Raw genomic sequence first — 26,444 nt, forward strand, 5'->3', positions numbered from 1 at the left:
GCGACCGCCCCGCCCTCACGGTGGGGCGGACGTCCCGCAGGAGGGGCAGGGCGGGCTTGGCCAGGGGCGATCCGAACAGGGCGTGGACACAGGTTCGTCATCCCGGTTCGAGTGAAGTGACGGTTGGCCGGAGACCGCGCTGGGCAGTCCGGAGGTGTCTGAGCACGTACCTGCCCCGTGAGGATTCCACCTTGGCCGGTCCGCGCGTCATCGCCCACCGCTGCCGTCTCCGCCCTGGCACTGCTCCTCGCCATTCCCGGCTCCGCCTCCGCCAACGCGGACGGAAATTTCTACTACCGCTACAAAGATGCGAACGGTGCGGAGCACAGCGTCACCGTGACCAGCCCACCGGACGGCCGTTGCTACGAGGTCCCCGAAGTGGGGAACGGGACGACCACAGCGGCCTATACACCCGACAACGCTACTGACGTGGAGATCAAGGTCTACGACAAAGCCCACTGCCGAGGCAACAAGTTCATCGTGGGCGAGAACAAATCCCTGCCGGGCCGGAAGTTCGTCGCCTTCTATGTCAATGTCAGCCCGTAATGCCCCCGGTGCCCTGGTGTGGTCCCGGCCGGGACCACACCAGGGCACCACCCACCGGTGGGTACCCGGCCGGACACAGACACGCCACCCGTCGTCAAAGCGGCCCCGCCAACGGCAACCTGCTAGCGCTCCTGCAGCTCTGGTTCCATCAACCCGAGGCCGACAGGGACCATGCAGCCCGAAAGATGGCCGAGATGCTCCTGCACATGCTCGGCGTCTCCGCGGACGAGGCCCGTGACCTCGCCCGGAGGCCCCTTCCCGCTGCGGCGTGAAGACGATGTGCCGTCTGCCGACGACGCGGCTTCACAGTTGGATGGGCAGATGGCGGGGCCCGCGGAGCATGGCGTTCTGGCGGTAGGGGGGCGGGTCCTCGACCAGGCGGGCGCTGTCGAGGTGGGGAAGCAGCGCACTGAGCGCGATGTATGCCTCGATCCGGGCCAGGGGTCCGCCGTAGCAGAGGTGAATTCCGCTGCCGAAGCCGAGGTGCTCGATGTCCGGGCGGGCGGGGTCGAACCGGTCGGGCTCGTGGAACCGGACGGGATCGCGGTTGCCCGAGGCCAGCGCCAGGATGACCGACGCGTGTTGCGGGATCCTGGTGCCGGCGACGTCGATGTCCGCGTGCGGGACGCGCTCGCGCATGTGGACCGGGGGCTCGTAGCGCAGCAGTTCCTCCACTGCTCGCGGCAGCAGATCGGGTTCGCGGCGCAGGTGATCCAACTGCTCGGGGTGACGCAACAGCGTGAGCGAGCCGTTGGTGATCAGGTTGACCGTCGTCTCGTGCCCGGCGATGAGCAGCAGCACGGCGGTTTCGGCGAGTTCTTCCTGGGTGAGCCGCAGGGCCGGGTCCGGTTCATTGACGAACGCGGAGAGCATGTCGTCGCTCGGCTTGCCGTGGCGCTGTTCGGCGAGGTTCACCAGGTACCCGCCCATCTCCATCCGTGCCTGGTCGCCGGCTTTGTCCGTCTCGGTGGAGTCGTCTTCGGGCCGGACGTCGGCGGAGGCGACGATCGCGTCGGACCAAGCCCGGAACAGCGGTTCGTCCTCGCGCGGCACGCCGAGCAACCGGCAGATCACCGTGACGGGCAGCGGATAGGCGAAGTCGTCGACGATGTCGATCTGCCGGCCCGCCTCGAAAGGCTCCAGCAGTTCCTTGGTGATCCGGTCGATCTCGCCCCGCATGGAGTCGACCCTGGCGGGGCTGTGCGGAGGTCCGAAGGGCCGCATGGCCAGCGTGCGCAGTCTGTGGTGCTCGGGATCATCGAGCCGGAGGAAGGGCGGCTTGTGGGCTACTTCTCCCCGGGTACGAGGGTCGACGCTCATCCGCGGGTCGTGGAGCAGAGCGGCGATCTCGTGGTAGGTGCCGATCAGGTAGCTGCCGTCTGCCTGCTGCACCACGGGACCGGCCTCGCGGAGTTCCGCGTACAAGGGGTAGGGGTTGGGGCGGCTGGCGAAGTCGGTGATCCGTGCCAGCAAGGTCTCGGATTCCATGGCGGATCCTCCTGGTCGGCGGGACGCGGGCTACACCACCGTCAGCCGGCGGTCAGGAAGATGGCCGGTGAGGGCGACGGTCGGGCCGTGGGAGAGCACCGACGGATCAGGGACGAGGGAGGGGATCGGGATGTCGGCCGCGATCGCCCGGTCCGCCGCGCCGGGCGGGGGCGGGAACGGGGCGGCCGTCTCGATCAGGTGCTTGTAGTAGTCGAGGGACTTGGCCATGTCGACGGTGACGGCTGCGGTGACCCGGCCCTGGTAGCCGTAGACCATCGCGAGACGGCGCGCTTCGAGGGAACCCTGGGCGATGACCACGTGGTCGGAGTAGGTGGGCACGCCCACCGACTTGATGTTGAGTCCGAACTGGGTCGACCAGAACACCGGGATGGACAGGTGCGGGCGCTGCAGCGGCCCGGGGTTGACCATGTTGTGGGCGGCCACCTCGGCCTGTTCGACGGCGTTGCCCCAGTGTTCCAGGGACAGCATCTGGTAGCCGAAGAGCGGGTGGGGGAAGCGGGAGACGTCGCCGGCCACGAAGACGTCGTCGGTGACGATCCCGTACATGTTGAAGGCGCGGCATCCGGCGTCGCAGGCGATTCCGCGCGGGCCCGCCGCCAGCCCGGACTCCGCCAGCCATTCGACGTTGCGGACCGCGCCCAACGCGACGACGCACACGTCCGCCTCGACGCGGCTGCCGTCGGACAGCTCCGCGCCGCTGAAGGTGCCGTTGCCGTTCAGGGTGGTGACCGTGACCCCGGTGCGCAGGTCCACGCCGTGGTTGCGCTGCATGACGGCCGCGAGCTTCGACAGGGTGCCGCCGAGAGCGCCGACCAGCGGTGCGGGGCCTCGTTCGGCGACCGTGACCTCCAGCCCCAGTTCCCGGCAGGCCGAGGCGATCTCCGAGCCGGTGAAGCCACCGCCGATCACCAACACCCGCTCCGGCCGCGCGTCCAAACGTGCGGCCAGCCCCGCGGCGTCCTCCCGGGTACGTAGGGTGAACACGCCGTCCAGGGCGCCTTCCTCCGGGTTCGGCCAGGGACGCGCCCTGGTGCCGGTGGCGATCAGCAGCCGGTCGTACGGCAGAGACTCCCCCTCCTCCAACACCACGCGTTTCGCCAGCAGATCTACACCGGTGGCGCGCACGCCGAGGCGCCACTCGGCGCCCGGATCCCGGCGCATCGGCAGCTCGGTGGAGTCCGCCGTCGCCTGACCGAGCAGCACCTGCTTGGACAGTGGCGGCCGGTCGTAGGGCACGTGGGGCTCGTCGCCGACCACGGTCAGCGGGCCGGTGAAGCCCTCCTCGCGCAGTGCCTCGGCGGCCCTGAGCCCGGCCAGCGACGCGCCGACGATGACGATCCGGCCCTCCTTCAGGTCACCGGGCACCACTGCTCACCTCTTCCCCGAGGAGTATGGCCTGGACTGGGCAGGCCGCCGCAGCCTGGCGTACGCGCTCGGCCTGGTCGTCAGGGATGGCCGTCGCATAGAGCAGTCCCTCCTCGCCGTGCAGCTCGAACACCTCCGGCGCGAGGAACACGCACTGCGCATAGCCCTGGCAGCGCGTGAGGTCGACAACGGTCCGCATCGTCACCACATCCTCCGCTGTCCCACCCCCCTCGTTTCCAGCATGGGCCGGGAACCGCGGGCCCGCATGTCGCGGGGCGAGGACGGAACCACCGACGCGCCGAGGGCGCGAAATCGGTCAACTCACCTATGTCAAACGTGAGTTGACCACTCCCGCAGAAGCCGTCCACGACAGTCGCCTACGTCACATCGACATTTCCATACGACGTATGGTTATACTCGAAGGGTGATTCCATACAGCGTATGGAAATAGTCGCACGACCGTGCCAGGCGCCCCACATCGCCTGACCGAAAAACCGTCGGCGCAGACCGCGCCGACCGGGAAGGAAAGATCATGAAGAAGCTCGCGAAGCGCGTCGCCCTCACTGTTTCCTCCGTGGCGGTCGCAGGGGTTTCCGTCCTCGGTGCCGGGGGCACCGCCTCGGCCGCGGCCCTCGAGCCCACGCACGTCCAGCGGTCGACCGTTCAGGTCGAGACCGCCGACCACAGCTGGGACAACGGAGTCGGGTACCTGCTCGAGCGGGGCTACTCCTGCGACGAGGTCCATGGCTGGCACCGCGTCACCGACGCGACCCGGCACGACTGCGACGGCCGCTTCTACCGCGAGGGTCACTTCTACCGCGACGGTCACTCCTGCCGCTGGGAGGACGAGCGGCACGGCTGGACGTCTGACAGGTCATACCAGCACGACGAATACGGTTTCGAGCACGACGGCCGGGGCTGGAACCACCACGACCCGGGCCACAGCGACCGGTGAGACGGGTACTGCTCGAGGCCATGGGCCCGGGCGTGCCTGATCGCTGCCACTGGCAGGGATCAGGCCGACGGTCGGGGATCGACGTCTCCGACCGCCGGCTGAGCGGGACCGCCCCACTGATCGTGCGATGCGCCGGTGCCGTCCGGCGCCCGCGCCCCGCCGTACCGCCTCCGCCCGCACCGCCGCTGTGCCGCCGGCCGGACGCGAGGCGCCGCCGAGGCACGCCCAGGAGCGGAAGCCGATGAGGAAGTCCTTGAAGTCTGTGGAGCGGCGGGTGGCCGTGCAGCTGGTCGTCTCGCGGGACTACTCACTGTCCCTGTGCCTGCGTCTTCGGTACGAGCCCACTGATCCCTATGTCGTCCGCGCCATCTTCTTCGCCGACTGCGACGAGCCGGTCGAATGGGTCCTGGGGCGGGATCTTCTGGCCGACGGCCTGAAGGGCCCCGCGGGCTGCGCGGACGTCCGGATCTGGTCGGCCGTGGGTCGTGGCGACACCGCGATGTACATCGCTTTCGGATCGTCCGCGGACACCGCCCTGCTCGAGGTTTCCGCGGGGGAAATCAGGTCCTTCCTGGAGCAAACCGAGGCTCAGGTGCCTCGCGGCACGGAGTCCGGACACATCGACTGGGACGCCGGACTGGCGCACCTGCGCTCGCAAGGCTGACCGCCGACCATCCACACCCTGAAGAAGAGGAACGAGTGTCTATGTCCCAGTACCAGCTTCGCGTCTACACCCTGCGCAGCCCCGACGCGCTCTCCGCCTACGAGAAGATCTGGGCCCAGCACATTCCCGGTATGGCCAAGCACCGGATCACCACACACGGCGTCTGGACGGTGCCCGCGGCGCCCGGAAGCGAGACTCCCCGGCTCTACGCCCTCGTTTCTTACAGGGACGCCGACGACGTGCGGGAGCGGCTGGAGGCGTATCTGTCGAGTCCTGAATTCCGCGCGGACATGGAGGGCTTCGACATCGGCCAGATCGCCGGCCTCGACGAGACGCTGCTGACACCCACCGTGGACTCCCCCTTGCGCTGACGGCCGTCCGGCGACGAGTGACGCCGCCAGAGGGGCCAGCATCCGGCGGCTCTCCTGCTCGGCGACGGCGATGCGCTCCCGGGGAAGGGCGCATCGCCCCCGTTCGCCGGAGGCCGCCTCGGCGGCTTGTCTCAACTCGGCCAAGGCGCTCGCCAGACGGCAACGTGCATGGGCGATAGCGGCGAGCTCGGGGCTGGACGTCGGGTCCGTCAACCGTGCCGCGGCCGCCCGGGAGGTGTTCGCCGCCGCCAGGGCCGTCTCGATGCGGTCCACGGCGCGGCGGTCGGAGATCCGGATGGCGACGAGCAGCCCCAGCGCGCAGCCGGTGAGGGTGTCGAGGGCCCGGTCCCTCAGCAGCTCGCCGACCGGCTGCTCGTGCGCGAACTGAGGGATCAGCAAGGACATCTGGACGACGCAGACCTGCCCGAGCCAGTAACCGCGGCTGATCGTCGCCTCGGTGGCGACCTGGAAGAACAGGACCGCCAGTACGAGGGCGAGTGATCCTCCGGCACGGATGATCGGCAGCAGGGCAGCGAACAACGCGAGGCCGACGAAGTTACCGAAAACCCGATTGAGGGCGCGTGTCCAGGTGAGGGCCAGGTTGGACTGGAAGACCGACGCGGCAGCGACCACGGCCCAGTACCGTCGACCGACGCCCAGCGCCTGTGAGGACCATCCGGCCAGGGCGCAGCCGACCGCGACCCGAGCGCCGAGGAGCAGGCGGGAGCCGGGACGGGAACGCTGCCCAGACGAATCTGACGCGGAGCTGGCTGACCTACGGGCCCTGATCCGCCCCAAGCGGCGCCGATGCCCTGTCGCCTCCTGTGACCGGCGGCATCAGATCCGGCAGCGGGGCGGTCGTACGCAGGGTTTGCGCCGAGCGGACGAGCTCCTGGTGGCCGACACCGCCGGATTCGGTATGGACCAGCAGCAGGGTCAGGGCCTCGTGCTCCGGCGAGCGGACGGGCATCAGCGACAGCGTGCGCCAGGCTTCGGCTGCTGCCGTGTCGGCAGTTCGGCAGGCCGAGGCATGGGCAGGGTCGTCGTCCGGGGTGCGGGCGAGCCGCACGGCGGCGTCCAGGACCCTGCCCACCGCCAGACGCTGCGGTTCCTCGGATCGTCCGAGCCCCGGAGCCATGCACACCGCCCAGGCGAACACGCCGGCGGCAAAGGTGAGCCCGAGACGGCCGGGGATGTCGGCGAAACGCTGCGGGCCGCATCTGGACGGTCTTTCCGGAGGGGATAGGGGTGCTCCTCGTGCGTCACGGCGCGTTGCGGCCTGGACTCGCCCGACGATGGACGTGCCCAGGCTGCGACGCCTTGGAACCACCGACTCAGCGGCCGGCGCCCTGGCCGTTACGACCGGCGGCGAGCCGGCCTTCCAGGCCCGTGATGAGCGTGTCGATCACCAACCGGAACATGTGGTCCTGATCGGGGCCTGCCTGGCCTGCGTCCGTGACCTCGTCCGCGCCGGCAGCGGCCCCGGGGGGCTTGAGGCTCGCCCACTGCTGGAGCGAGCCGTTGAGTTCGGCGCCGAGGACACCGACGACGACGGCGACCATGAGAGCCGCGGTCTCCGGGACGTCCGGCTGCGACACCCCGGCAGCGGCCACGATCGCGGTGAGCGCGGTCCAGAACGGGTCGTCGGGCTGGATGAAGTCCGGCTGGCTGAACGAGTAGGCCATCAGTTCGGGGTGACGGTGCGCCAGGGTCCGGAAGTCCATGGCGAGCAGGCGGATGCGCTCCTGCCAGGGCGCGTCCTCCAGTGTCACGGTGCGGAACTGGGCACCGACCATCCTCGCCACGCCGCGCAGCACGGCTTCCTTGTTCGGCACGTGGTGGTACAGCGACATCGGGTTCGCGTCGAGCACGGTGGCGAGTTTGCGCATGGTGAGCGCCTCGACCCCGTCCTCGTCGATGAGCCGCAGGGCGGCGGCATGGATCCCGGCCTCGGTCAGAGGCACGTCTCTCTTCCTCGTTCCCCGCGGGGGACGCCTCACCTTCTTTTCCATACCACGTACGGTATCAGTTCCATACGGTGTACGGAAATGATCTGGATCACAGCACCAGCAGGGGCGGCCGGGCTTGCTTCAAGTTTCCATACGCCGTACGGTACCAATTCCATACGGCGTATGTTTCCGTACGGCGCCAGGCATCGACCTGCGCAACGCGCCCTTGCCCATCCCCCTCCACGCAGAGGAGCAAGCCATGACCACGCACTCCGCGAACCACCTTCGCCCCATCCGGTCCCCGCGTGGGATCCCTCTCCTCGGCAACACGCCGCAGATCCCCGACACCAACCCGGTGGAGTACTTCGGTGAGCTGTCCAAGCAGTTCCCCGAGGGCATCTACGGCATGGACATCGCCGGCATCGAGCAGGTCTTCGTCTACGACCCGGACCTGGTGGCCGAGGTCTGCGACGAGACGCGGTTCTTCAAGCAGATCGACAAGACGCCGCTGCACCACGTCCGGGACTTCGCGGGCACGGGCCTGTTCACCGCCCACCAGCACGAAGAGGAATGGGGCATGGCCCACCGTGTCCTGCTGCCGGCGTTCAGCCAGCGGGCCATGAAGGCGTACTTCGGGCAGATGCTGGAGATCGCCCAGAACCTGGCGGGCAAGTGGGAGCGCAAGGAGGGGCAGCCGGTCAACATCACCGACGACTACACCCGCCTGACGCTGGACACGATCGCTCTGTCGGGATTCGGCTACCGGTTCCAGTCCTTCGACAAGGAGGAGCTGCACCCCTTCCTCAACGCGCTGCTGGGCGCGCTGGTGGAGTCGCTGCGGCGCTCGCAGGAGCTGCCGATGATGACCAAGCTCCGCAAGGCAGACGACCGGAAGTACCGCGACGACATCCGGCTGATGCAGGACCTGGTCGAGAGCGTGATCAAGGAGCGCCGGGAAGGGAAGGGCACCGGTGAGGACGACCTGCTGGGCCTGATGCTGGAGGCCACCGACCCGGAGACCGGCAAGCTGCTGGCCGACGACAACGTCCGCGACCAGGTGCTGACGTTCCTGATCGCCGGTCACGAGACCACCAGTGGCCTGCTGTCGTTCGCCACGTACTCGCTGATGCGCAACCCGCACGTCCTGGCCCAGGCGTACGCCGAGGTGGACCGCCTGATGCCCGGCGACACCGTGCCGGACTATGCCACGATCATGCAGCTTGACGTCATCCCGCGGATCCTGGACGAGACCCTGCGCCTGTGGGCTCCGATCCCGGCGTTCGGCAAGGCTCCGCTGGAGGACACCGTCATCGGCGGCCGCTACCTGCTCAAGAAGGGCACGCGGGTCAACATCCTCGAGGGCCCGCTGCACACACACCCCACGGCCTGGGAGCGTCCGGACGAGTTCGACATCGACCGGTGGCTGCCCGAAAAGCGGGCTCAGCAGCACCCGCACGCCTACAAGCCGTTCGGCAACGGCGTGCGTGCCTGCATCGGCCGACAGTTCGCACTCACCGAGGCCCGCCTCGCTCTCGCGCTGGTACTGCAGAAGTTCAAGCTCTCGGACACCAACGACTACAAGATGGACGTGCGGGAGGCGCTGACGCGCAAGCCCGGCAACTTCGAGCTGATCGTCCGTCGCCGTCAGGAACACGAGCGGGCCGTCTTCGGCGCCGCGGACCTGCAGACCGGCGACACACAGGCGCAGACAGCGGTCAGCGGCATCGGCGTCAACCTCACTGTCGCCTATGCCTCCAGCCTCGGCTCCTGCGAGGACCTGGCGCGCACCATCGCCGACCGCAGCGAACGCTCCGGCTTCGGCACCACCCTGGTGAGCCTGGACGAGCTGGGCGACAACCTGCCCACCGAGGGCCTCCTCGCCGTCGTCGCCGCCAGCTACAACGGCAAGGCCCCCGACAACGCCCAGCGCTTCGATGACCTCCTCGCCGCCGGACTGCCGGAGGGCGCGCTGGCGAACGTGCGGTTCGCGCTGCTGGGCGCCGGCAACACCCAGTGGGTGGCCACTTACCAGGCATTTCCCAAGCGGATCGAGGAAGGTCTGCTGGCGGCCGGCGCCACCCCGGTCGTCGAGCGCGGCATCGCGGACGCCGCCGGTGACTTCGACGGCATGGCCACTCGGTGGATGGACAACCTGTGGGCCACCCTGGCCGAGGAGTACGCCGCCGACACCTCCGAGGCGAGCGGCCCCCGCTACCAGGTCCAGCTGCTCACCGAGTCCGACGTGCGCCCCGCCATCGTCTCCGAGCAGGCGTACCCGCTCACTGTGGTGGCCAACGAGGAGCTCGTGGCCGACGCGACCGGCCTGTGGGACTTCCAGATCGAGCCGCCGCGCCCGTCCGCGAAGTCCATCACCTTCGAGCTGCCCGCGGGCGTCACCTACGACACCGGCAACCACCTGGCCGTCTTCGCCAAGAACGAACTCGCTCTGGTGGAGCGGGCACTGAGGCGGCTCGGTGTCGACTACGACCAGGTGCTCCGGCTCGACCAGCCAGCCGGCGGCCGCACCCACCTGCCGGTGGGCACCCCGGTCACCGCCGGCATCCTGCTCACCGAGTTCCTGGAACTGCAGGACGTGGCCACCCGCTCCCAGATCCAGACTCTGACCGAGTACACCCAGTGCCCGTGGACCCGGCCGCAGCTCCAGGCGTACACCGCCGACACGGAGGAGGCCGAAGAGCGCTACCAGAAGGAGATCCTCGGCAAGCGGGTCTCGGTGCTGGGCCTGCTGGAGCGCTTCGAGGCGATCGAGCTGCCGCTGGCGGTCTTCCTGGAGATGATGGGCCCGATGCGTCCGCGCTTCTACTCCATCTCCTCCGCCCCGTCGGCCAACCCGCGCCATGTGCGCCTGACCGTCGGCCTGCTGGAGGGTCCGGCCCTGTCCGGCGACGGCCAGTACCGCGGCACCTGCTCCTCCTACATCGCGGGACTCGAGCCCGGGGACGTCGTGTACGGCTACGTCCGTGTGCCCTCCCCGACGTTCGCCCCTCCCGCCGACCCCGCCACGCCGCTGATCCTCATCGGCCCCGGCACCGGCATCGCGCCGCTGCGCGGCTTCCTGGAGGAGCGGGCCTGGCAGCACGCCAACGGCACGCAGGTCGGTCTGTCACAGGTCTTCGTCGGCTGCCGCTACCCGGAGCACGACTACTTCTACCGCCAGCAGATGCAGGACTGGGAGCACGCCGGGATCGCGCAGATCCACACCGCCTTCTCCGCGGTGACCGGCCACCCCGCCCGGTTCGTGCAGAACGCCATAGCCAACGCCGCCGACACGGTGTGGCAGACCATCGAGGACGGCGCGTACATCTACGTCTGCGGCGACGGCCGCCGCATGGCACCCGCCGTCCGCGAGGCACTGGCCGCCATCTACCGCCAGAAGACCGGCTGCGACGACGAGACCGCTCAGCAGTGGCTCGCCCAGCTCGAGGCCGATGAGCGCTACCAGCAGGACGTCTTCGCCTGACTGTCGCACGCCGTGAAGGCGTGTGACCCCCAGCCGCCTGGAGGCGTGCGGCATCCCCCGCTGCCGGCCGTACGTCTCCCTGCCACCACAAGCCACTCGGACACCAGATGGCACCCATGTCCCGACCCATCGGGCGGTGCCGCTCGCAGAAAGCAGATCTTCATGGACACCATGCTCGCCGGACGCTTCTACCTGGACAGCAAGAAGTTCGCCGTGGAGGAGGTACCCATCCCCGTGCCGGGCCCGGGCGAGGTCCTCATCGAGGTGAGGGCCGCGGGCGTCTGCCTCTCGGACGTCCACCTGATCGACGGCTCCCTCGTCCCGCTGTTCGCGACCTCCGACACGGTCACCGTCGGCCACGAGGTCTCCGGTGTGGTCCACACGCTCGGCCCCGACCTCAAGCGCGGCCTGCCCGTCGGCACCCGCGTCACCCTGGAGGCCGGCAAGACCTGCGGTAAGTGCGCCGGATGCGTGCGCCGCCGTCCCTGCACCCAGATGCTCACCGCCGGCATCGACTACGACGGCGGCTGGGCCGAGTACGTGATCGCCCGCGAGGACACCCTCATCCCCATCCCCGACAACCTCCCCTTCGACCAGGCCGCGATCATCCCCGACGCGGTCTCCACCCCCTACGCCGCCGTCGTCACCACCGCAGGTGTCCGTCCCGCCCAGTCCGTCGGCATCTGGGGCGTGGGCGGAGTCGGCGCCCACAACGTACGCCTCGCCCGCCTGGTCGGCGCCGCCCCGATCATCGCCGTCGACCCGCTGCCCAGCGCCCGCGAGCGCGCCCTCGCCTTCGGCGCCGACTACGCCCTGGACCCGGCCGCACCCGACTTCGCCGACCATGTCCGCGCGGCCACCGACGGACGGGGCCTGGACTTCGCCTTCGACTGCGCCGGCGTCCCCGCCGTCCGCGAGCAGGCCGCCTCCGTGCTCGGCCTGGGCGGCTCCCTCATCCTGGTGGGCATCACCCCCCGGCCACTCACCATCACCGAGGGCCTGACCTTCAACTACATGTGCAAGCAGGTCCGCGGTCACTACGGCGGCAGCCCCGAGTCCGTCTCCGAGCTGGTACGGCTCACCGCGGCAGGCCGCCTCGACCTGGCCCCCTCCATCACCGACCACATCCCGCTGGTGGACGCGGCAAACGCGATCAGCCGTCTGGAGAACAAGATCGGCGACCCGATCCGCCTCATTCTCGTCCCCTGACGCCTGTCAGCAGGACATCAAGCCACCCTGGGCAGGGGTGAGTGGGCGCCGGTGCTTGAGGGTGCACCGGCGCCCACGGCTTTCCGGTAGCCAGAAAGCGTGGAGATGGAGTCATGCAGATGCCCGACGCTTTGGGTCGCACCGCCCAGCACAGTGATGCTCGCCAGCGCAGAGACGCTCGCTCAAACCGCACACGCATTCTCGCGACCGCTCGGCAGATGCTGCGGGACAACCCCGACGCGAGTCTGGACAGCATCGCTCTCGCGGCCGGCGTCGCGCGGCGCACCTTCTACGGACATTTCTGCAGTCGGCAAGCGCTGATCGCCGGTTTGACGCAGGAAGCAGGCCAAGCGCTTCAACAGGCGTTCGCCGTAGCCCGTCTCCCGGGTGCTGACCCGCTGGAGGCGATGACGCGGATGGCACTGGCGGCATGGGCGGTGGGCGACCAGTACCGCATGCTCATCTCCTTGGGGCGCTGCCATCTGGGAGAGGAGGCGATCCGCGGCCACCTGGTACCGGCCCGCGAAGAGGCCATCGCGACCATACGGCGTGGTCAGCGCGAGGGCGTGTTCGCACACCATGTCCCAGCGCCTGTCCTCGCCCAGGCGCTGGAAGCGCTGATGCCGGCCCTCGCCGGGGAGAACGCCGCGTCCACCTGGACGGATCCCACGTGGGTGAGGCCACGGCGACCGCGTTCCTCGTCGCTGTCGGCGTAACACCCCAGGAGGCCGCACTCCGCGTTCGGAACGTCCTGCACGAGTCGGAGAGGCAGTGACCTCTCGGGCCCGCATGACCTGGACGACACCGAGCGGATCGGTGCCGAGTTCGGAACCCGGCACGGGCACCTCTCCTTGTCAGGTCAGGTCAGGCAGAGGGCGCCGGGTGACCTCGTGCGCGTCGTCCGATGGCACGCCGAGCATGCGAAGAACCATCTCGGCCAGGTCGGAGGCAGCCTCATCGCCGTTGAGATCGGGGCGGGCCAGCCTCAACGCCACCAGGGACAGCAGGGTCCCTCCCAGAGCGGACAGGGCCGTGGTCGGGTCGGCGCAGGTGAAGCGGCCCGAGGCGATACCGCGCTCCAGGTCGCGCAGCGCTCTCGGGGACAGACCCCGGTCGGAGTGGATGTGGGCCAGACCGCGATCACGCAGGATCCGCATGAGTTCGGGGTGCGAGTCGGCCATCCGGGCGGTGAGCCGAAAGCCTGCCGCGACGAGCTCGGCCGGGTCTTCGATCCCTTGTACGCGCTCGTCGATGACCTGGCCGAACTCCTCCAGCGCATCCGTCACCGCGGCGTCGAACAGCTCCGTCTTCGACGCGAAGTGGTTGTAGAAGGAGCCGAAACCCACATCCGCGCGCTCGGCGATCGCCTGGATGCTGGCGCTGGTGTCCCCGGTCTCAGCGAGGATCTGCCGGGCCGCGCGGACGAGCGCCTGACGGGTCTCGGCGCGGCGCCGCTCGAAGCGGTTCTTGGGCGGGGCTGACGTCGGCATACGGCGAGTGTAACAACCTCACCGATGAACCCAGCATGACTGATGATTCCCTCAATTATTTGCGCTGACTCTATTGACGATGAGCAACGGCAAAGTTGATGATTTCCTCATTACGGCAGTGTTGCTTGGAGGACACCATGTCCCACACCCCCGTTAACAGAGACGATCTCCAGACGCCCCACCAAGACCTTCACAGCGAGCTGGGCGCCTTGCGTGGTGAGCACCCCGGACGCGCGCGCAACCCCGTCATCAAGGTCGCTGACCTGGCATGGCTGGAGTTCGAGAAGCCGGACCTGGACCGGGCCGAGGTGTTCGCCCGTGACTTCGGATTCGCGATCGCCGCCCGTACCGAGCAGGAACTGTGGCTGCGCGGCACTTTCGCGGGCTCACCATGCATGGTCATCCGCCGCGGGCCGGCGTCCCGCTTCATCGGGCCCGCGTTCCGCGCGGCCGAACGCGCCGATCTGGACCGTCTTGCCCGCGCCACCGGCAGCGATGTCCGGGACATCGGCGTACCTGGCGGTGGACAGTCGGTCACCCTGCTCGATCCCTCGGGCTTCCCGGTCCGGGTCGTGCACTGCGCCGAGCAGCTGCCCGCTCTGTCCGGGCAGCAGCCGCTGATTCTCAATACGGGCATCGAAGGCCGCCGCACGAACGCCACCCAGCGGCCGCCCCGCGAGCCGTCGCGCATACAGCGGCTCGGCCATGTGGTGCTGGAAACGCGCGTGTTCATGCGGGCCCTGAACTGGTACCTGGACACCCTGGGCATGATCGTCAGCGACTTCCTGTTCCTGGACGGGCAGCGGGGACGCGGGCCGACCATGGCATTCGTCCGCTGCGACCAGGGCAGTACGGCCGTGGACCACCACACCCTGGCCCTGCACCTGGGGCCCGGAACCGGTTACGTCCACTCCGCCTACCAGGTCACCGACCTCGACGTGATCGCCGCCGGCGGGGAGTACCTGGCCGAGCGCGGCTACCAGCGCAGCTGGGGCATCGGCCGGCACGTCCAGGGCAGCCAGCTCTTCGACTACTGGCGCGACCCCGACCGCTTCATGCTGGAGCACTTCGCCGACGGCGACCTGTTCTCCTGCGACCTCGAACCGGGATGGGCGCCGATGTCGGCGAGCGGCCTGGCCCAGTGGGGCCCGCCGGTCACCCGCGACTTCCTCGGCGCCAACCCGTCCCCCGCCAAGCTCCGCGAGGTCATGACGGCCCTGCGGAGCGACAACGAACTCGACCCCGCACGTCTGCTGGGCCTGATGAAAGCGATGAGCTCATGAGCACCAACGTTCTACGCACCCCTGACGGCTGGTGGGTCGTCCGGGACGAGCGCGCCGTCCGCATCGAGACCAAGGCGGTCACCACCGCCGAGCTGCTCGTCGACCGGGACGCGGTCCGCGAGGCCGCCGCCTCCGCCGAGAGCGGCACGCCCGTCGCCGACCTGGTGGCGCTGCCTCCGGTCACCACCTCCTGCCGAGTGGTCGCCCAGATGGTCAACTACCGCAGTCACGCCCGCGATTCGGGCTTCACCGGCGACATCCCGCCCACCTTCTTCCGCAAGGCGTCCGGCTCGGTCAGCGGCCCGCACGAGACGATCGTCCGCCCCGCGCACGTGAAGTTCCTCGACTACGAAGTCGAACTCGGCCTCGTCATGGGCGCCCCTCTGCCCGTGGGCACCGTCGTGGAAGAGCGGGACCTGCCACGTTACGTCGCCGGACTCGTCCTCACCAACGACGTCAGCGCCCGCGACGTTCAGCTGACCAAGACCCAGTTCTACGAGAGCAAGTCCTACCCGACCTTCACGCCGACGGGGCCGTACCTGGCCCTGCTGGAGCCCGAGGACTTCGCCCATCTGATCGACCTGCGGCTGCGGCTGTCGGTCAACGGCGCAGCGCGCCAGGACCGCACGCTCGCCGACATGATCGTGCGGCCCGCGCAGGCGCTCACCCTGCTCGCCCGCTTCCAGACCCTCGACTCAGGCGATCTGCTGCTGACCGGCACGCCCGGCGGCACCGCCCTGAAGGCCCCGTCCAAGCCGGTCGAGAAGATCGCTGCCCTGCTGCCGCCTGCGGTGAAGTGGAAGGCGTTCTTCAAGGGCCAGGCCAAGAACCCCCATTACCTTCGTGATGGCGACGTCATCACCGCCACGATCGCCACCCCGGACGGGCGGATCGACCTCGGCGAGCAGCGCACCGCTGTGACGGAGGCGAGGTGAGCGCCGCAACCCACAGACCGGTGGTGATCATCGGCGCGGGGCCCGTGGGGGTCATGGCCGCGCTCCTGCTCGCCCGGCGTGGAGTGCGCAGCCTGCTCCTGGAACGCCACAAGGACATCTACCCCCTGCCGCGCGCCGTCGTCGTGGACGACGAGGTCCGCCGGATCCTGCAGAGTGTCGGCATCCACGAGGAGTTCGCCGCCCTCACCCGTCCCGCCCGCGGGCTGCGGCTCTTGAATGCCCAGCACCGCGTGATCGCCGAATTCAAGCGATCCCCGCACGGGCATCACGGCTTCCCGCAGACCAGCATGTTCGACCAGCCCGAACTGGAACGTCTGCTGCGCGACGCCCTGAAGCGCCGACCCGAGTGCGAACTGTGGGGCGGGGTGGAGGTCATGTCCGTCATCCGGTCCGTCGCACAGGACATCGACGGACCGGATGGTTCGACGGGGCCGGTCCGGGTCACCTTCCGCCGCGACGGCAGCGACGAGGAGGAGCACCTGTGGGCCGATGTCGTCCTCGGCTGCGACGGTGCGGGCAGCCTCACCCGCGACGCCATCGGCGCCGTATGGGAGGACCTGCACTTCGAGGAGAGCTGGCGGGTCATAGACGTGCGCACCAGCCGCCCGGTGCGTACCTGGGAAGGCGTTGACCAGATCTGCTGTCCCACCCAGCCCGCCACCTTCATGCGCCTCGGTGAGGACCGTTATCGGTGGGAGTTCCGGCTGGCCGACGGCGAGTCCCTGGACGGCCCAGGAGGGCTGGAGCGCCTGCGTGAGCTGATCGCTCCCTGGGTGGGCCGGCCGTCCGATGCCTCGTGGCGGGACGACTTCGAAGTGATCCGGCAGGCGCAGTACACCTTCCGTGCCCGCCTCGCCGACCGGTGGCGCCGAGGACGCGTCTTCCTGCTCGGCGACGCCGCGCACCTCACTCCGCCCTTCATCGGGCAGGGTCTGTGCGCGGGCCTGCGCGACGCTCACAACCTCACCTGGAAACTCGCCCGCGTGCTCCAAGGGGGAGCGGACGACCGGCTGTTGGACACATATGAGCACGAGCGCAAGCCGCATGCGCGTCATGTGATCCGCACGGCGGTCGCCGTCGGCTGGGCCATGACCGGCGGCCAGGACCGCGCGGCGGCACTCCGCCGGGGCGCCGTGGCCGCGGCCTGCCGCATCCCAGGTGTGACCACGACGGTGAGCCGCGATCTCAGCCCCGCCCTGACCGCCGGTCCGCTGGTACGGCGCCGCCCGCGGCTGACCGGCCGCGTGCTGGCCGGCACCTTCTGCCCGCAGCCCTGGGTGCTGCACGACGGCAAGCGAGTGCCCCTCGACGACGTCCTCGGGGACTCCTTCGCCGTCCTGACCGCTGCGCCGCCCACTGCGCAGATGACGGCCGTGGCCACGGCACTGGGCGCACCCACCCTTCGCGTCGACGACCTGGGCGACGACGGCGCCCTGGCCGCCTGGCTGGCACGTGGCCGAGCGGACGCCGTCCTGCTGCGCCCTGACCGCGTCGTACTGGACACGGTCCCCGCCGGTACCGGCGACTTCACCGACACCGCCGCCTGGGCACCGCTGTTGCACACTGCCCGCAGCCCCGCAGAACCCCGGCCCGCCCCCTGACGAGGAGCACCACACCATGACCACCCCGCACCCGGAACCCTTCCTCACTTCCGACCCGAAGACGGCCGCCGGCAGCCGCATCGCGGACTTCGCCCGCTGGGCGGCCCGGTATCAGGGCGCCGAAGGAGTCCAGGACCCCACCGATTACCAGGCGTTGCACCGCTGGTCGGTCACCGATCTGGAAGGTTTCTGGGCCGCGGTGTGGGAGTACTTCGCCGTCGACTCGGTGACCGAGTACGAGCGGGTGCTGGCCGATGACACCATGCCAGGTGCCCGGTGGTTCCCAGGCACCACGCTGAACTACGCCCACCACGCGCTGCGCAACCTGCAGCCGGACGCGCCAGCGATCAATGCGCTGGACGAGACCGGAACCGGCTACGAGATCACCGGCCGGCAACTGCGCGCCCAGGTCGCCTCCGTCGCCGCCACCCTGCGCGACCTGGGCGTCGGACAGGGCGACCGAGTGGTGGGCTACCTGCCCAACACCCCTCACGCCATCATCGCCTTCCTCGCCACCGCCAGCCTGGGCGCGGTGTGGTCGGTGTGCGGCCAGGACTACGCACCCAAGGCTGCTGCCGACCGCTTCGCCCAGCTCCGCCCCACCGTGCTCATCACCGCGGACGGCTACCTCTTCAACGGCGCCACACACGATCGCCGCGCCGCCTCGCTGGAACTGGCCGGGGCCCTGCCCACGCTGAAGGCCACAGTGCTCGTGAAGCATCTGGGCCTCGCCTGGCCGCAGGCCCGGTACGCCGGGCTGACGGTTCCGTGGGAGGACGCGGCCACCCGCACCGAGTACCTCACCTTCGCGGAAGTGCCGTTCGACCATCCGCTGTGGATCGTCTTCTCCTCGGGCACCACCGGCCTGCCCAAGGGCATCGTCCACGGGCACGGCGGCGTCCTGCTCGAGCACCTCAAGATCCTCGGCCTGCACTGCGATCTGGGCCTCGGGGACCGCCTGCTGTGGTACACCACCACCCACTGGATGATGTGGAACCTGGTCGTCTCCACTCTGCTGACCGGTGCCACCACCTGCACCTATGACGGCAGCCCGGCGCCTGTCGGGCGCCCGGACATCCTGTGGGAGCTGGCGGCCCGCCACAGGGTCACCGTCTTCGGCACCAGCCCCCAGTACCTGCTGGCCATGGCCAAGCTCGGTGTCGAACCTTCCGGGTACGACCTCTCGGCCATCCGCGTCATCGGCAGCACCGGCTCGACGCTGCCCGCCTCCGCTTACTCCTGGGTCCGCGACCGCGTGGGCACAAACATCCAGCTGGCCTCCACCAGTGGCGGAACCGACATCGTCTCCGGCTTCGCCGGCAGCGCTCCTACGACTCCCATCTGGGCGGGGGAGCTGTCCGCCCCCAACCTCGGGGTGGCGCTGGCGGCATACGACGCCGCGGGACGGCCGGTCGTCGACCAGGTCGGCGAACTGGTCGTCACCCGCCCCATGCCCTCCATGCCGCTGTACTTCTGGAACGACCCTGACGGCAGCCGCTTCCGCGACGCCTACTTCGCCGCCTACCCGGGTGTGTGGCGGCACGGCGACTGGATCACCCTCACCTCCCACGGCTCGTTGATCGTCCACGGCCGCTCCGACGCCACCCTCAACCGCAACGGCGTGCGCATGGGCAGCGCCGACATCCACGACATCGTCGAACGCCTCCCCGAGATCACCGAGGCACTCGTCATCGGCGCGGAGGAACCCGACGGTGGTTACTGGATGCCCCTGTTCGTCGTCCCCGCGCCCGGCGTCACTGTGGACGATGCCCTGCGGGACAGGATCCGCGACGCGATCCGCACCAGTGCCTCACCCCGCCACGTCCCCGACGAGATCCTCGCCGTGCCGGCCATCCCACACACGAAAACCGGCAAGAAACTCGAAGTCCCGGTCAAGCGCCTCCTCCAGGGCGCTCCTGCCGAGCAGGTACTCAACCCCGCCGCGGTCGACAACCCCGACATGGTCGCCCACTTCGCCCGCCTGGGAGCCGAACGCAGCCAACAGCGCGTCCGCACACAGGCCCGTCTCCATCCTGTCGAGGACGCCTCATGATCCTCTCCGCCTCTGTTACCTGCCTCATCATCTTGATCTTTGCCATGCTGGGCGTGGCAAAGATCCTGGCCCTGGGCCCGATGTCTGAGCTGGCTGCCCACGCCGGCTTCACGACCGCGGCCTACCGGGTCATCGGCGCGCTGGAGTTGGCAGGCGCCATCGGCGTGGCCCTCGGTCCGGTCGTGCCCCTGTGTGGAGGACTGGCCGGCATCGGGCTCGTGGCGCTGCTCGCCGGTGCCGTGACCACGCACGTTCGCAAGGGCGACGGCCTGCCCAAGCTTGTCCCCGCGGTGAGTTGCGCGGCGCTGGTCGCCTGGTATCCGGCGCTCCTCGCCCACGTCAGGTCGTGACCCTGGCTGAGCGTCGTCGGCAGACACGCTCGGCACACGACCGTGCTTTGAAGATCAGTACCAGCAAGGAAGAAGGCGGAATCCTCCGCCGTGGTTTTCGATATGCAGCCTGGAAACATCGCCACCTGGGTCGGCCTCGTGATCACAATGGTGATCTCTCTCATCACGCGCCGCGATGCCAGGAGGCAAGCGGACATCGCCGAAGAAGCGAACATCGCCAGTCAGGCAAAGGTCGAAGCGGCCGAGCGCAGAGCGATCGCCGTTGAAGACAGCCTTGCCGAGGCTCTGAAGCTGCTCGCGCAGGCGCAGAACGGCACCACGCCCCCGCAACTGCTCGCGACACCTGAGCCGTCCGGCCGTCCCGCGGTGGGATGGGACCTGCAGCGCCGGGGCAAACATGCCTACTTGCTGCGCAACGGAGGCGCAGAGACGGCTACCGGAGTACATCTCGACCGCCACCGGATGTCAGCGATTGTGCGCAACGTGCCGGAGAACGCCACGGTACGGTCGGGCGAGTCGGTGCAGTTCCTGATGGTCCCCTCACTCGGACACCCACTGCCGGGCGAGGTCTGGGTGAAATGGGACGGCCAGGAGGAGCCAGTGGCTGTCCCGTTGCCCCACTGACGTCTTCCTGTCCGGAGCGCCTCTGCGAGGTCCGCTTCATACCGCGGGCTGGTGACCACCCGTAGCGGCAGGTGGCTGACTCCGCGTGGCGCAAAAAGCCGGAGTAGACGCCAGCGTAGCCGAAGGTGAGGGTCTCGCGGTCGATACGGACCACCCGGTCCTGGATCGGGCGAACGAGATCGTCGGCGGCATCCATCAGGGGCGAAGAGGTCACAGTCGTGGCGCCGGCTCATCAGGTCGGCCGTCGCAACGAAGGCTTCCAGGGCACAGTCGTCGGCGCCCGCACCCTGCCCGGAGAGCGAGGCAGGCACTCAGCCTCATCCGTAGCCGCTTCCTCCCACGCGATCACTCCCGCTGGTGCCCGTCGTGCATCACAGAGAACAACGGCCGCTGGTACCTGCGCTGGAAGGTCGCGTGGCCGTACGCCTGCACTGACCACGAGGTCTTCCGTCCCACCCACCCCGGTCACTGATCCAGTACTGCTCAGCATCCGGAAGTCGATCGACTACGGTTTCGGGCACGGCGCGTCCACACATCCCGGCGTCAGAGCCGCACTGCGGCTGTTCCAATTCCCTTATCTCGTCGAAATCGCCCTCAAGTTCCGCTCGTCAGACATGTTCCACGACGCCGATCCCGCCATCGCCAGCGCGAACGAGGAGGCGGCAGACCCGAGTCGGCCTCGCGGTGAAGGTCCTACGGCTTACGACGACATAGCTCATCCGCTGCTGGTCGCAGGTGCCATCCCACCTCGGGTTCCGTCTCATCACCAGAGAGGACCGTCACGCCACGGCGGAGCGGTACGTCGACCTTGCACAGGACCAGCTCGGCAGGCGAGGGCAGCAGTGGGGCTCGAAGTCGGTACGTGCCGTGGTCGCAACGCCTGTTACTGCCTCCGCGACCGTGCGAGATGCTCATGAGACGAGGCGTGATTCGCGACGGCCTGTAGGCCATCTGCGCACTGAACAGATCAGTGCGCAGATGGGCGATCACAGCTACGCAAAAAAAGAGTTCAGTCCCCGGGTAGAAGCCTTGGGGACTGAACTCTTTGCTCGTGGCCGGCAGTGGCGCGGGCGGTCAGGAGGTGCTCGCGGATGCTCGTGGGACCGCTGTAACCGAACGGCCGCAGCTGGGAGGCGATCACCGCGTGGTGCCGCTGCGCCTCGATCGCCTTGTCGAAGGGCGGCCCGCACTGACCGGACCGGTCCTCGGCGACGAGGAAGTCGGCCAGCTCGGCCAGGCTCCAGGTCAAGAACGGCAGGCCGTGCTCGGCCGGCCTGGACTTGGCAATCTTCTCGGTCTCCCGGCGTTCGGGGAGGGTGAAGGTCCTGGGCCGGCCGCCCTCGTACTTCGGGCGGAGCGAGTCGAAGCCGTCGGCGTTGAAGTTGTGGGTCACGTCCCGGTCCCGGTCCGCGCTGGTGAACGTCACCTCGGCGATCTTCGCCGGGGGCACGCCCTGCGCGGACAGCAGCACCATCTGGGGCCGCCGCCAGGTCACCACGGCGCCGGATCCTCTGCGGATGATCCGCAGCAACCGCCCGCCCTCGTCGTCATCAATCTCACGGACCCGCACTCGATCTGCCACGGGCCAACAGCCTGGTGGCAATCAGCGGACAAGGACAGGACCTGCGCCGGGCGTCCCCCGGAGTGGTGCTTCCGTCAGGCCGGTGCGCAAGGCTGGCGGGATCGATGCGCCGACGAAGGTTGATGTGCCCGCGAGCATCGGGGAGCAACCCTCCGGGCAACCACATGTGCGGGGCCGTCAACCCTGCGGCGTGATACCCAAGGCGCGGATGAGCTGGGCCAGTTCTTCATGGTAGAGCTTTTCGGGACTGACGGCCTGGGTCTGCAGGTGGCCGTAGATCTCCAACGACACCAAGCCGTGCAGGTGGCTCCAGATGCGCAGGGCAAGGGCCACGGCGGCCGGGGGCAGGTCGGGGAAGGCCGGACGGACCTTGTCCAGCAGGCCGGGGTCGAAGTCGGACCACACGAAGTCGCTGTCCTTGTAACGGGGTTCGGCGTGTGGCCAGGCTGCGGCCGCGAGTGCGGTGATGCCGGTGCAGACGCGGTGGGCGGCTTCCGGGGCGGCGCCGCCCTCGGGGGGACGGTAACCGCGGACAGGGTCGCCGTAGATAAGGCGGAAGCCCTCCGGGTTGGCCAGTGCCCAGTCCCTGAAGGCGCGGGCCCATGCCTCGATCCGGGCGGCCGGGTCCGGGACGGGGGCGGCGTCCCAGGCGGCGTCCACGGTGTCGGCCAGTGAAGTGTAGACGTTGTTGATCAGCGCGGTGACCAGGTCGTCTCGGGTGGCGAAATAGCCGTAGATGGCGTTGGCCGTCATACCCATCTCGCGCGCGATGGCCCGCAGCGTGATCGCGTCGGGCCCGCCTGAGGCCATCAGCTCCAGTGCGACCTTCTTGATCTCGGCGGTCGTCTCGGCCCGCAGCCGCTCCCGGCGCCCCTTGGTGTTGCCCGCGCTTCTCATGACTGCTCACTCTACAGCGTCACCATGCAGTTCACCGTATTTTAACTACACGCCGTATAGTTTCTGCGTGCCGTGAAGCAGAGGGCGGCGCATGAGCAGCTACCAGGGGAGAGCCATGCACATCGGAGTCATCGGAGCCACGGGCGGCATCGGCAGTCGCGTCGTGGCCGAAGCCCTCGAACGGGGACACCACGTCACGGCCTTCAGCCGCGACGCCACACAGATCGACGAGGGCCGCACGAACGTCGTCTGGAAGAGCATCGACGTCCTCGACGCCGACAGCGTCGCCGCCGCCATACCCGGCCTCGACGTGCTGATCAGCGGATTCCAGCCCGGCAACGCCGCCCAGGACATCGCCGACACCGTGGCCCGCTCGATCGCCGATCCCACGGTGTACGCCACCGCCGCGCGAGCACTCCTCAAGGCGCTGGAGAGCCACCCGCGGACCCGGCTCATCGTCATCGGCGGCGCCGGCAGCCTGGAGGTCGAGCCCGGAGTCGTACGAGCCGACTCCGACGACCTCCTGCACGAGGCCCTCGACGCAATCGGTCTGCCGAGGGAGTACGCCGCCGCAGTGCGCGGGCACCGGGACGCCCTGAACGTCCTACGAACCTCCAACCGGCTGTGGACCTACTTCAGCCCCGCAGAGGACATCGCGCCAGGCGAACGTACGGGCCGGTTCAGGACCGGCGGCGATCAGCCCGTCCTCGACGCGGACGGGCGCAGCCGGATCTCCATGGAGGACGCCGCCGTCGCCCTTGTCGACGAGGCGGAGCTGCCCCGCTTCGTCCAACGCCGCTTCACCATCGGCTACTGACCGACGTCAGCGGACCAGCGGCACGACTGCCGGACGGCCCGGGAAGCGCGCCGCCATGCCAGCAGGACCCGACACCCACCGAACTGCGTCTGGTATCCCCTGAAGAAGTCCGTGAACTTCCCCAGGGGATACCGCGACCGTTCGCAAAGCCAGGGCGAACGTCGCCTGATGCGGCACGGGTTCGAGGAGGATTCCGACTCATCGATAGCCTTCGTCCTCATGATGCGCGCTTGGATCCTGCCGACGCTGCTTGTGCTCTGCGGCTCAGCCGTCGCTGCCGTGCTGGTCTTCGAGGAGAAACCCGGTGCAGCCGCAGCACTCCTGCTGGTGTTCCTGGTGATCGCAGGCATGCACTCGCCCCTGATCTTCCCGGGATCGATCGGTGCACGGGAGGCACAACGCCGCAGCGCAGAAGACGGCCGACCGGTCGTCTTCTGGCGCCCGGGCTGCAAGTACTGCATGCGGCTGCGCATCCGCCTGGGCCGCAGCGCCAGCCAGTTGCACTGGGTCAACATCTGGCGCGACCCAACAGGAGCCGCAGCGGTGAGGGCAGCCAACGACGGCAACGAGACCGTGCCGACCGTCGTCGTGGCGGGCCGGCCACACACCAACCCCGATCCCGCATGGGTGCGCGAACAGCTCTCCCCTTCCGCGTGATCAGAAGCCACGCCCTATCGGAGAGGCGCCCGCAGACCCAGGCGGACGGAGGTTGGAGAACAAGCTCAGTACCTGTGTCAGGGCGCGCATGACCGGCTGGCCGCGCATGAACCTGGCTCCACTCTTCAGGCCCTTGGAATCGATCATCTAGGCTGGCGCGGTGACTGATGAGCAGGAGCGGGTGCAGCCGTCGGGAGTGTGGGCCACGGCGGTGGGGGTGGCCAGGGTGCGGGCGCTGGAGACCGAGCGGGAGAACGCGCTGTTCCGCGACCCACTGGCACAGGCCTTCGCCGCCGCCGGCGGCATGTGGCCCTCCTCGCCGCCGCGACCCGATGACGAGGCCGCGCGACGCCGTCGGCTGGCCGTGTCGTTCTCCATCGTCATCAGGACGAAGTTCCTCGACGACCTGTTGCAGCAGGCCTCCGCGTCCGGGGTCCGGCAGGTCGTGCTGCTCGGCGCCGGCATGGACAGCCGGGCCTTCCGGATGGACTGGCCCGAGGGTACCCGGCTGTTCGAGGTCGACACCGCCGCGCCACTGGACTTCAAGGCTTCGGTGCTGCGCCAGGAGCAGGCCGTCGCACGCTGCGAACGGATCACCGTCGCGGTGGATCTGCGTGAGGACTGGCCAGGCGCGCTGGCCGCCGCAGGGCACGACCCTACGGTGCCGACCGTGTGGATCGCCGAAGGACTGCTGATCTACCTGCCCGAGGACGCGGTGGAGCTGCTGCTGGCCCGGATCAGCGCGCAGTCCGCGGCAGGCAGTCGGATGGGGCTGACGTTGGGCTCGCGCGGCGTGATCGAGCGCTTCGGCGCGGACGCCGTGCCGGGATCGGCGGCGTCCATGTGGGTTTCGGAGACACCCGACGACCCGGTGGGCTGGCTGGCCGGGCACGGCTGGGAAGCCAGCAGCCACACCCTGCGCGAGCGCGCTGCCGCCTACGGCCGCCCGATCAGCACCCCGCCGCAGCGCGAGGAGCGGCCCGGCGGGCTGATCACGGCGGTCCGCCGGTAGAGCGCCTCCCGGTTCCCTCGATGATCGGTTCCAAGGGGGCCTGACGGGTGGAGCCACGTTCATGCACGGCCGGCCGGTCATGCGCGCACTGACCGCCTACGACCCCTAAGAGGTCCTAACAGAAGCCGTTGATCATGTGACTTTCGGCTGAGCGGTCGTCGATCTGCTCGTGGGGAAACGTCAGTCGCGACCTTGGACCGTGTCGGATGAACTTTGGGCGCTGATCGAGCCGTTGCTGCCTCAACCGGGTCCGAAGTTGGTGGAGGGCAGCCTAGGATCCCGGACCGGCAGGCGCTGCGCGGGATCCTGTTCGTGCTGCATACCGGCATCCAGTGGGAGTACCTGCCCCAGGAGCTGGGCTTCGGCTCGGGGGTGACGTGCTGGCAGCGTCTGGCGACGTGGAACGAAGCCGGTGTCCGGGACGCGCTCCACTTGGTGCTGCTGGAGAAGCTGCGGGCCGCGAAGAAGCTGGACTGGTCGCGGGCGGTGATCGACTCCTCCCACCTGCGGGCCGCTCGGCGGGGCCCAAGAGCGGCCCCAGCCCGGTCGACCGTGCACGGCCGGGCAGCAAGCACCACGTTCTCACCGACGCCCAGGGCATCCCCCTCGCGGTGTCGCTGACCGGCGCAAACCGCAACGACGTCACCCGGCTCCTGCCCCTTGTCGACAAGGTCCCCTCCGTTGCCGGGCGCCGTCGGCCGTCCCAGACACCGACCAGATGCACTCCTCGCGGACCGCGGCCACGACCACGACCACGACAAGTGCCGCCGACTGCTGTGGCAGCGCGGCATCCGTCCTGTCATTGCCGAACGAGGTGAACCCCACGGTTCTGGCCTCGGCGTCTTCCGCTGGGTGGTTGAGTGCACGATCGCGTGGCTGCACGGCTTCCGCCTCCTGCGCTTCCGCTGGGAGCGACGTGATGACATCCATGAGGCATTCCTCGGCCTCACGACCTGCCTGACCACCCACCGACACCTCCAACGCCTTTGTCAGGACCTCTTATGACCCGGTCGGCCTCTTCGGCTGTGCTGCGCAGTCCCCACCGTGCGAGCGTGACCACATGCCGGCGCGCA

At 69.2% G+C, this 26,444-nt stretch carries 25 protein-coding genes and 4 pseudogenes; 19 read left to right on the forward strand and 10 right to left on the reverse strand.

Annotated elements, in window-relative coordinates:
* Positions 1 to 177: 177 nt before the first annotated feature.
* Positions 178 to 546 (forward strand): hypothetical protein, encoded by a 369-nt coding sequence (locus tag ADK64_RS46370; protein ID WP_159046434.1) that lies wholly within the window; start codon positions 178 to 180, stop codon positions 544 to 546.
* The gene (locus ADK64_RS48815; protein WP_324614488.1) at positions 546 to 818 is read left to right on the forward strand and encodes a hypothetical protein; all 273 of its coding nucleotides are present in this window, start codon (positions 546 to 548) and stop codon (positions 816 to 818) included. The genes ADK64_RS46370 and ADK64_RS48815 overlap by 1 nt, the downstream gene beginning before the upstream one ends.
* Positions 819 to 849: 31 nt before the next feature.
* Here the strand turns inward: ADK64_RS48815 and ADK64_RS37185 are convergent, their stop codons facing one another.
* The 3 genes from ADK64_RS37185 to ADK64_RS37195 are packed head-to-tail and all read right to left on the reverse strand — an operon-like array spanning position 850 to position 3,619.
* On the reverse strand, positions 850 to 2,034 hold the full coding sequence (locus ADK64_RS37185) for a cytochrome P450 (RefSeq protein WP_053666488.1): 1,185 nt from the start codon (positions 2,032 to 2,034) through the stop codon (positions 850 to 852).
* 30 nt (positions 2,035 to 2,064) lie between these two features.
* Entirely contained in the window at positions 2,065 to 3,420 is a 1,356-nt protein-coding gene (locus tag ADK64_RS37190; protein WP_053666551.1) for an NAD(P)/FAD-dependent oxidoreductase, read from the reverse strand.
* Positions 3,410 to 3,619, reverse strand: coding sequence for a ferredoxin (locus tag ADK64_RS37195; RefSeq protein WP_053666552.1), 210 nt, complete (start codon positions 3,617 to 3,619; stop codon positions 3,410 to 3,412). Before ADK64_RS37195 ends, ADK64_RS37190 begins: the two co-directional genes overlap by 11 nt.
* 333 nt (positions 3,620 to 3,952) lie before the next feature.
* Here ADK64_RS37195 and ADK64_RS37200 point away from each other — a divergent pair, with 333 nt between their 5' ends.
* The 3 genes from ADK64_RS37200 (at position 3,953) to ADK64_RS37210 (ending at position 5,410) form a co-directional block, all read left to right on the forward strand.
* Entirely contained in the window at positions 3,953 to 4,375 is a 423-nt protein-coding gene (locus ADK64_RS37200) for a hypothetical protein (RefSeq protein WP_053666489.1), read from the forward strand.
* Positions 4,376 to 4,616: 241 nt separating this feature from the next.
* The gene (locus ADK64_RS37205) at positions 4,617 to 5,039 is read left to right on the forward strand and encodes an SsgA family sporulation/cell division regulator (RefSeq protein ID WP_053666490.1); all 423 of its coding nucleotides are present in this window, start codon (positions 4,617 to 4,619) and stop codon (positions 5,037 to 5,039) included.
* Between the two features lie 41 nt (positions 5,040 to 5,080).
* Positions 5,081 to 5,410 carry an NIPSNAP family protein gene (locus ADK64_RS37210; protein ID WP_053666491.1) on the forward strand — a complete coding sequence of 110 codons (330 nt, stop codon included), beginning with the start codon at positions 5,081 to 5,083 and terminating at the stop codon, positions 5,408 to 5,410.
* Positions 5,411 to 5,770: 360 nt separating this feature from the next.
* Here the strand turns inward: ADK64_RS37210 and ADK64_RS49355 are convergent.
* From ADK64_RS49355 to ADK64_RS37220, 3 genes and pseudogenes are all read right to left on the reverse strand, one after another.
* A pseudogene (locus ADK64_RS49355) lies at positions 5,771 to 6,043 on the reverse strand (FUSC family protein); the annotation flags it as partial.
* Between the two features lie 142 nt (positions 6,044 to 6,185).
* Positions 6,186 to 6,503 carry a hypothetical protein gene (locus ADK64_RS37215; protein WP_053666492.1) on the reverse strand — a complete coding sequence of 106 codons (318 nt, stop codon included), beginning with the start codon at positions 6,501 to 6,503 and terminating at the stop codon, positions 6,186 to 6,188.
* Positions 6,504 to 6,744: 241 nt separating this feature from the next.
* On the reverse strand, positions 6,745 to 7,374 hold the full coding sequence (locus ADK64_RS37220; protein WP_234384875.1) for a TetR/AcrR family transcriptional regulator: 630 nt from the start codon (positions 7,372 to 7,374) through the stop codon (positions 6,745 to 6,747).
* A 244-nt stretch (positions 7,375 to 7,618) separates the two neighbouring features.
* Here ADK64_RS37220 and ADK64_RS37225 point away from each other — a divergent pair, with 244 nt between their 5' ends.
* The 3 genes from ADK64_RS37225 (at position 7,619) to ADK64_RS37235 (ending at position 12,765) form a co-directional block, all read left to right on the forward strand.
* Positions 7,619 to 10,840, forward strand: coding sequence for a bifunctional cytochrome P450/NADPH--P450 reductase (locus ADK64_RS37225; protein ID WP_053666494.1), 3,222 nt, complete (start codon positions 7,619 to 7,621; stop codon positions 10,838 to 10,840).
* A 162-nt stretch (positions 10,841 to 11,002) separates the two neighbouring features.
* Complete coding sequence (locus ADK64_RS37230; protein ID WP_053666495.1) at positions 11,003 to 12,049, forward strand: zinc-binding dehydrogenase; 1,047 nt, start codon at positions 11,003 to 11,005, stop codon at positions 12,047 to 12,049.
* Positions 12,050 to 12,162: 113 nt separating this feature from the next.
* Positions 12,163 to 12,765 carry a TetR/AcrR family transcriptional regulator gene (locus ADK64_RS37235; RefSeq protein ID WP_199829811.1) on the forward strand — a complete coding sequence of 201 codons (603 nt, stop codon included), beginning with the start codon at positions 12,163 to 12,165 and terminating at the stop codon, positions 12,763 to 12,765.
* 138 nt (positions 12,766 to 12,903) lie between these two features.
* On the opposite strand, the gene ADK64_RS37240 is transcribed toward ADK64_RS37235, so the two are convergent.
* A complete protein-coding gene (locus tag ADK64_RS37240) occupies positions 12,904 to 13,539 on the reverse strand; it encodes a TetR/AcrR family transcriptional regulator (RefSeq protein WP_053666496.1) in 636 nt (211 codons plus the stop codon).
* A 137-nt stretch (positions 13,540 to 13,676) separates the two neighbouring features.
* Here ADK64_RS37240 and ADK64_RS37245 point away from each other — a divergent pair, with 137 nt between their 5' ends.
* From ADK64_RS37245 to ADK64_RS48075, 6 genes are all read left to right on the forward strand, one after another.
* Positions 13,677 to 14,822, forward strand: coding sequence for a VOC family protein (locus ADK64_RS37245; protein WP_053666497.1), 1,146 nt, complete (start codon positions 13,677 to 13,679; stop codon positions 14,820 to 14,822).
* Positions 14,819 to 15,757 (forward strand): fumarylacetoacetate hydrolase family protein, encoded by a 939-nt coding sequence (locus ADK64_RS37250; RefSeq protein WP_053666498.1) that lies wholly within the window; start codon positions 14,819 to 14,821, stop codon positions 15,755 to 15,757. The genes ADK64_RS37245 and ADK64_RS37250 overlap by 4 nt, the downstream gene beginning before the upstream one ends.
* Positions 15,758 to 15,810: 53 nt before the next feature.
* On the forward strand, positions 15,811 to 17,379 hold the full coding sequence (locus ADK64_RS37255) for a bifunctional 3-(3-hydroxy-phenyl)propionate/3-hydroxycinnamic acid hydroxylase (protein ID WP_234384884.1): 1,569 nt from the start codon (positions 15,811 to 15,813) through the stop codon (positions 17,377 to 17,379).
* 16 nt (positions 17,380 to 17,395) lie between these two features.
* Positions 17,396 to 19,432, forward strand: coding sequence for an acetoacetate--CoA ligase (locus ADK64_RS37260; RefSeq protein WP_053666500.1), 2,037 nt, complete (start codon positions 17,396 to 17,398; stop codon positions 19,430 to 19,432).
* On the forward strand, positions 19,429 to 19,782 hold the full coding sequence (locus ADK64_RS37265; protein ID WP_053666501.1) for a DoxX family protein: 354 nt from the start codon (positions 19,429 to 19,431) through the stop codon (positions 19,780 to 19,782). The genes ADK64_RS37260 and ADK64_RS37265 overlap by 4 nt, the downstream gene beginning before the upstream one ends.
* A gap of 90 nt (positions 19,783 to 19,872) precedes the next feature.
* Entirely contained in the window at positions 19,873 to 20,406 is a 534-nt protein-coding gene (locus ADK64_RS48075; protein ID WP_053666502.1) for a hypothetical protein, read from the forward strand.
* On the opposite strand, the pseudogene ADK64_RS48080 reads toward ADK64_RS48075, so the two are convergent.
* Positions 20,405 to 20,717 (reverse strand): annotated as a pseudogene (locus tag ADK64_RS48080) (4-hydroxy-2-oxovalerate aldolase); the annotation flags it as partial. The gene ADK64_RS48075 and the pseudogene ADK64_RS48080 overlap by 2 nt on opposite strands.
* Before the next feature lie 8 nt (positions 20,718 to 20,725).
* On the opposite strand from ADK64_RS48080, the gene ADK64_RS49360 reads away from it, so the two are divergent.
* Positions 20,726 to 20,878 carry a TniQ family protein gene (locus ADK64_RS49360; RefSeq protein ID WP_420713099.1) on the forward strand — a complete coding sequence of 51 codons (153 nt, stop codon included), beginning with the start codon at positions 20,726 to 20,728 and terminating at the stop codon, positions 20,876 to 20,878.
* A gap of 732 nt (positions 20,879 to 21,610) precedes the next feature.
* On the opposite strand, the pseudogene ADK64_RS37275 reads toward ADK64_RS49360, so the two are convergent.
* Positions 21,611 to 21,988: pseudogene (locus tag ADK64_RS37275) on the reverse strand (IS630 family transposase); the annotation flags it as partial.
* A 177-nt stretch (positions 21,989 to 22,165) separates the two neighbouring features.
* Positions 22,166 to 22,885, reverse strand: coding sequence for a TetR/AcrR family transcriptional regulator (locus tag ADK64_RS37280; RefSeq protein WP_053666503.1), 720 nt, complete (start codon positions 22,883 to 22,885; stop codon positions 22,166 to 22,168).
* Between the two features lie 91 nt (positions 22,886 to 22,976).
* Between ADK64_RS37280 and ADK64_RS37285 the strand changes: the two genes are divergently transcribed.
* The 4 genes and pseudogenes from ADK64_RS37285 to ADK64_RS44275 all read left to right on the forward strand — a co-directional run bounded on the left by ADK64_RS37285 (position 22,977) and on the right by ADK64_RS44275 (position 26,376).
* Positions 22,977 to 23,702 carry an NAD(P)-dependent oxidoreductase gene (locus tag ADK64_RS37285; RefSeq protein WP_234384877.1) on the forward strand — a complete coding sequence of 242 codons (726 nt, stop codon included), beginning with the start codon at positions 22,977 to 22,979 and terminating at the stop codon, positions 23,700 to 23,702.
* Positions 23,703 to 23,921: 219 nt separating this feature from the next.
* Positions 23,922 to 24,359, forward strand: coding sequence for a glutaredoxin domain-containing protein (locus ADK64_RS37290; protein ID WP_053666505.1), 438 nt, complete (start codon positions 23,922 to 23,924; stop codon positions 24,357 to 24,359).
* A 196-nt stretch (positions 24,360 to 24,555) separates the two neighbouring features.
* Positions 24,556 to 25,371: a class I SAM-dependent methyltransferase gene (locus tag ADK64_RS37295; protein WP_053666506.1), complete on the forward strand. Its 816-nt coding sequence runs from the start codon at positions 24,556 to 24,558 to the stop codon at positions 25,369 to 25,371.
* A 169-nt stretch (positions 25,372 to 25,540) separates the two neighbouring features.
* Positions 25,541 to 26,376 (forward strand): annotated as a pseudogene (locus tag ADK64_RS44275) (IS5 family transposase).
* Positions 26,377 to 26,444: the final 68 nt, after the last annotated feature.

This window comes from Streptomyces sp. MMG1121, assembly GCF_001280015.1.
In the GTDB taxonomy this organism is placed as follows: domain Bacteria; phylum Actinomycetota; class Actinomycetes; order Streptomycetales; family Streptomycetaceae; genus Streptomyces.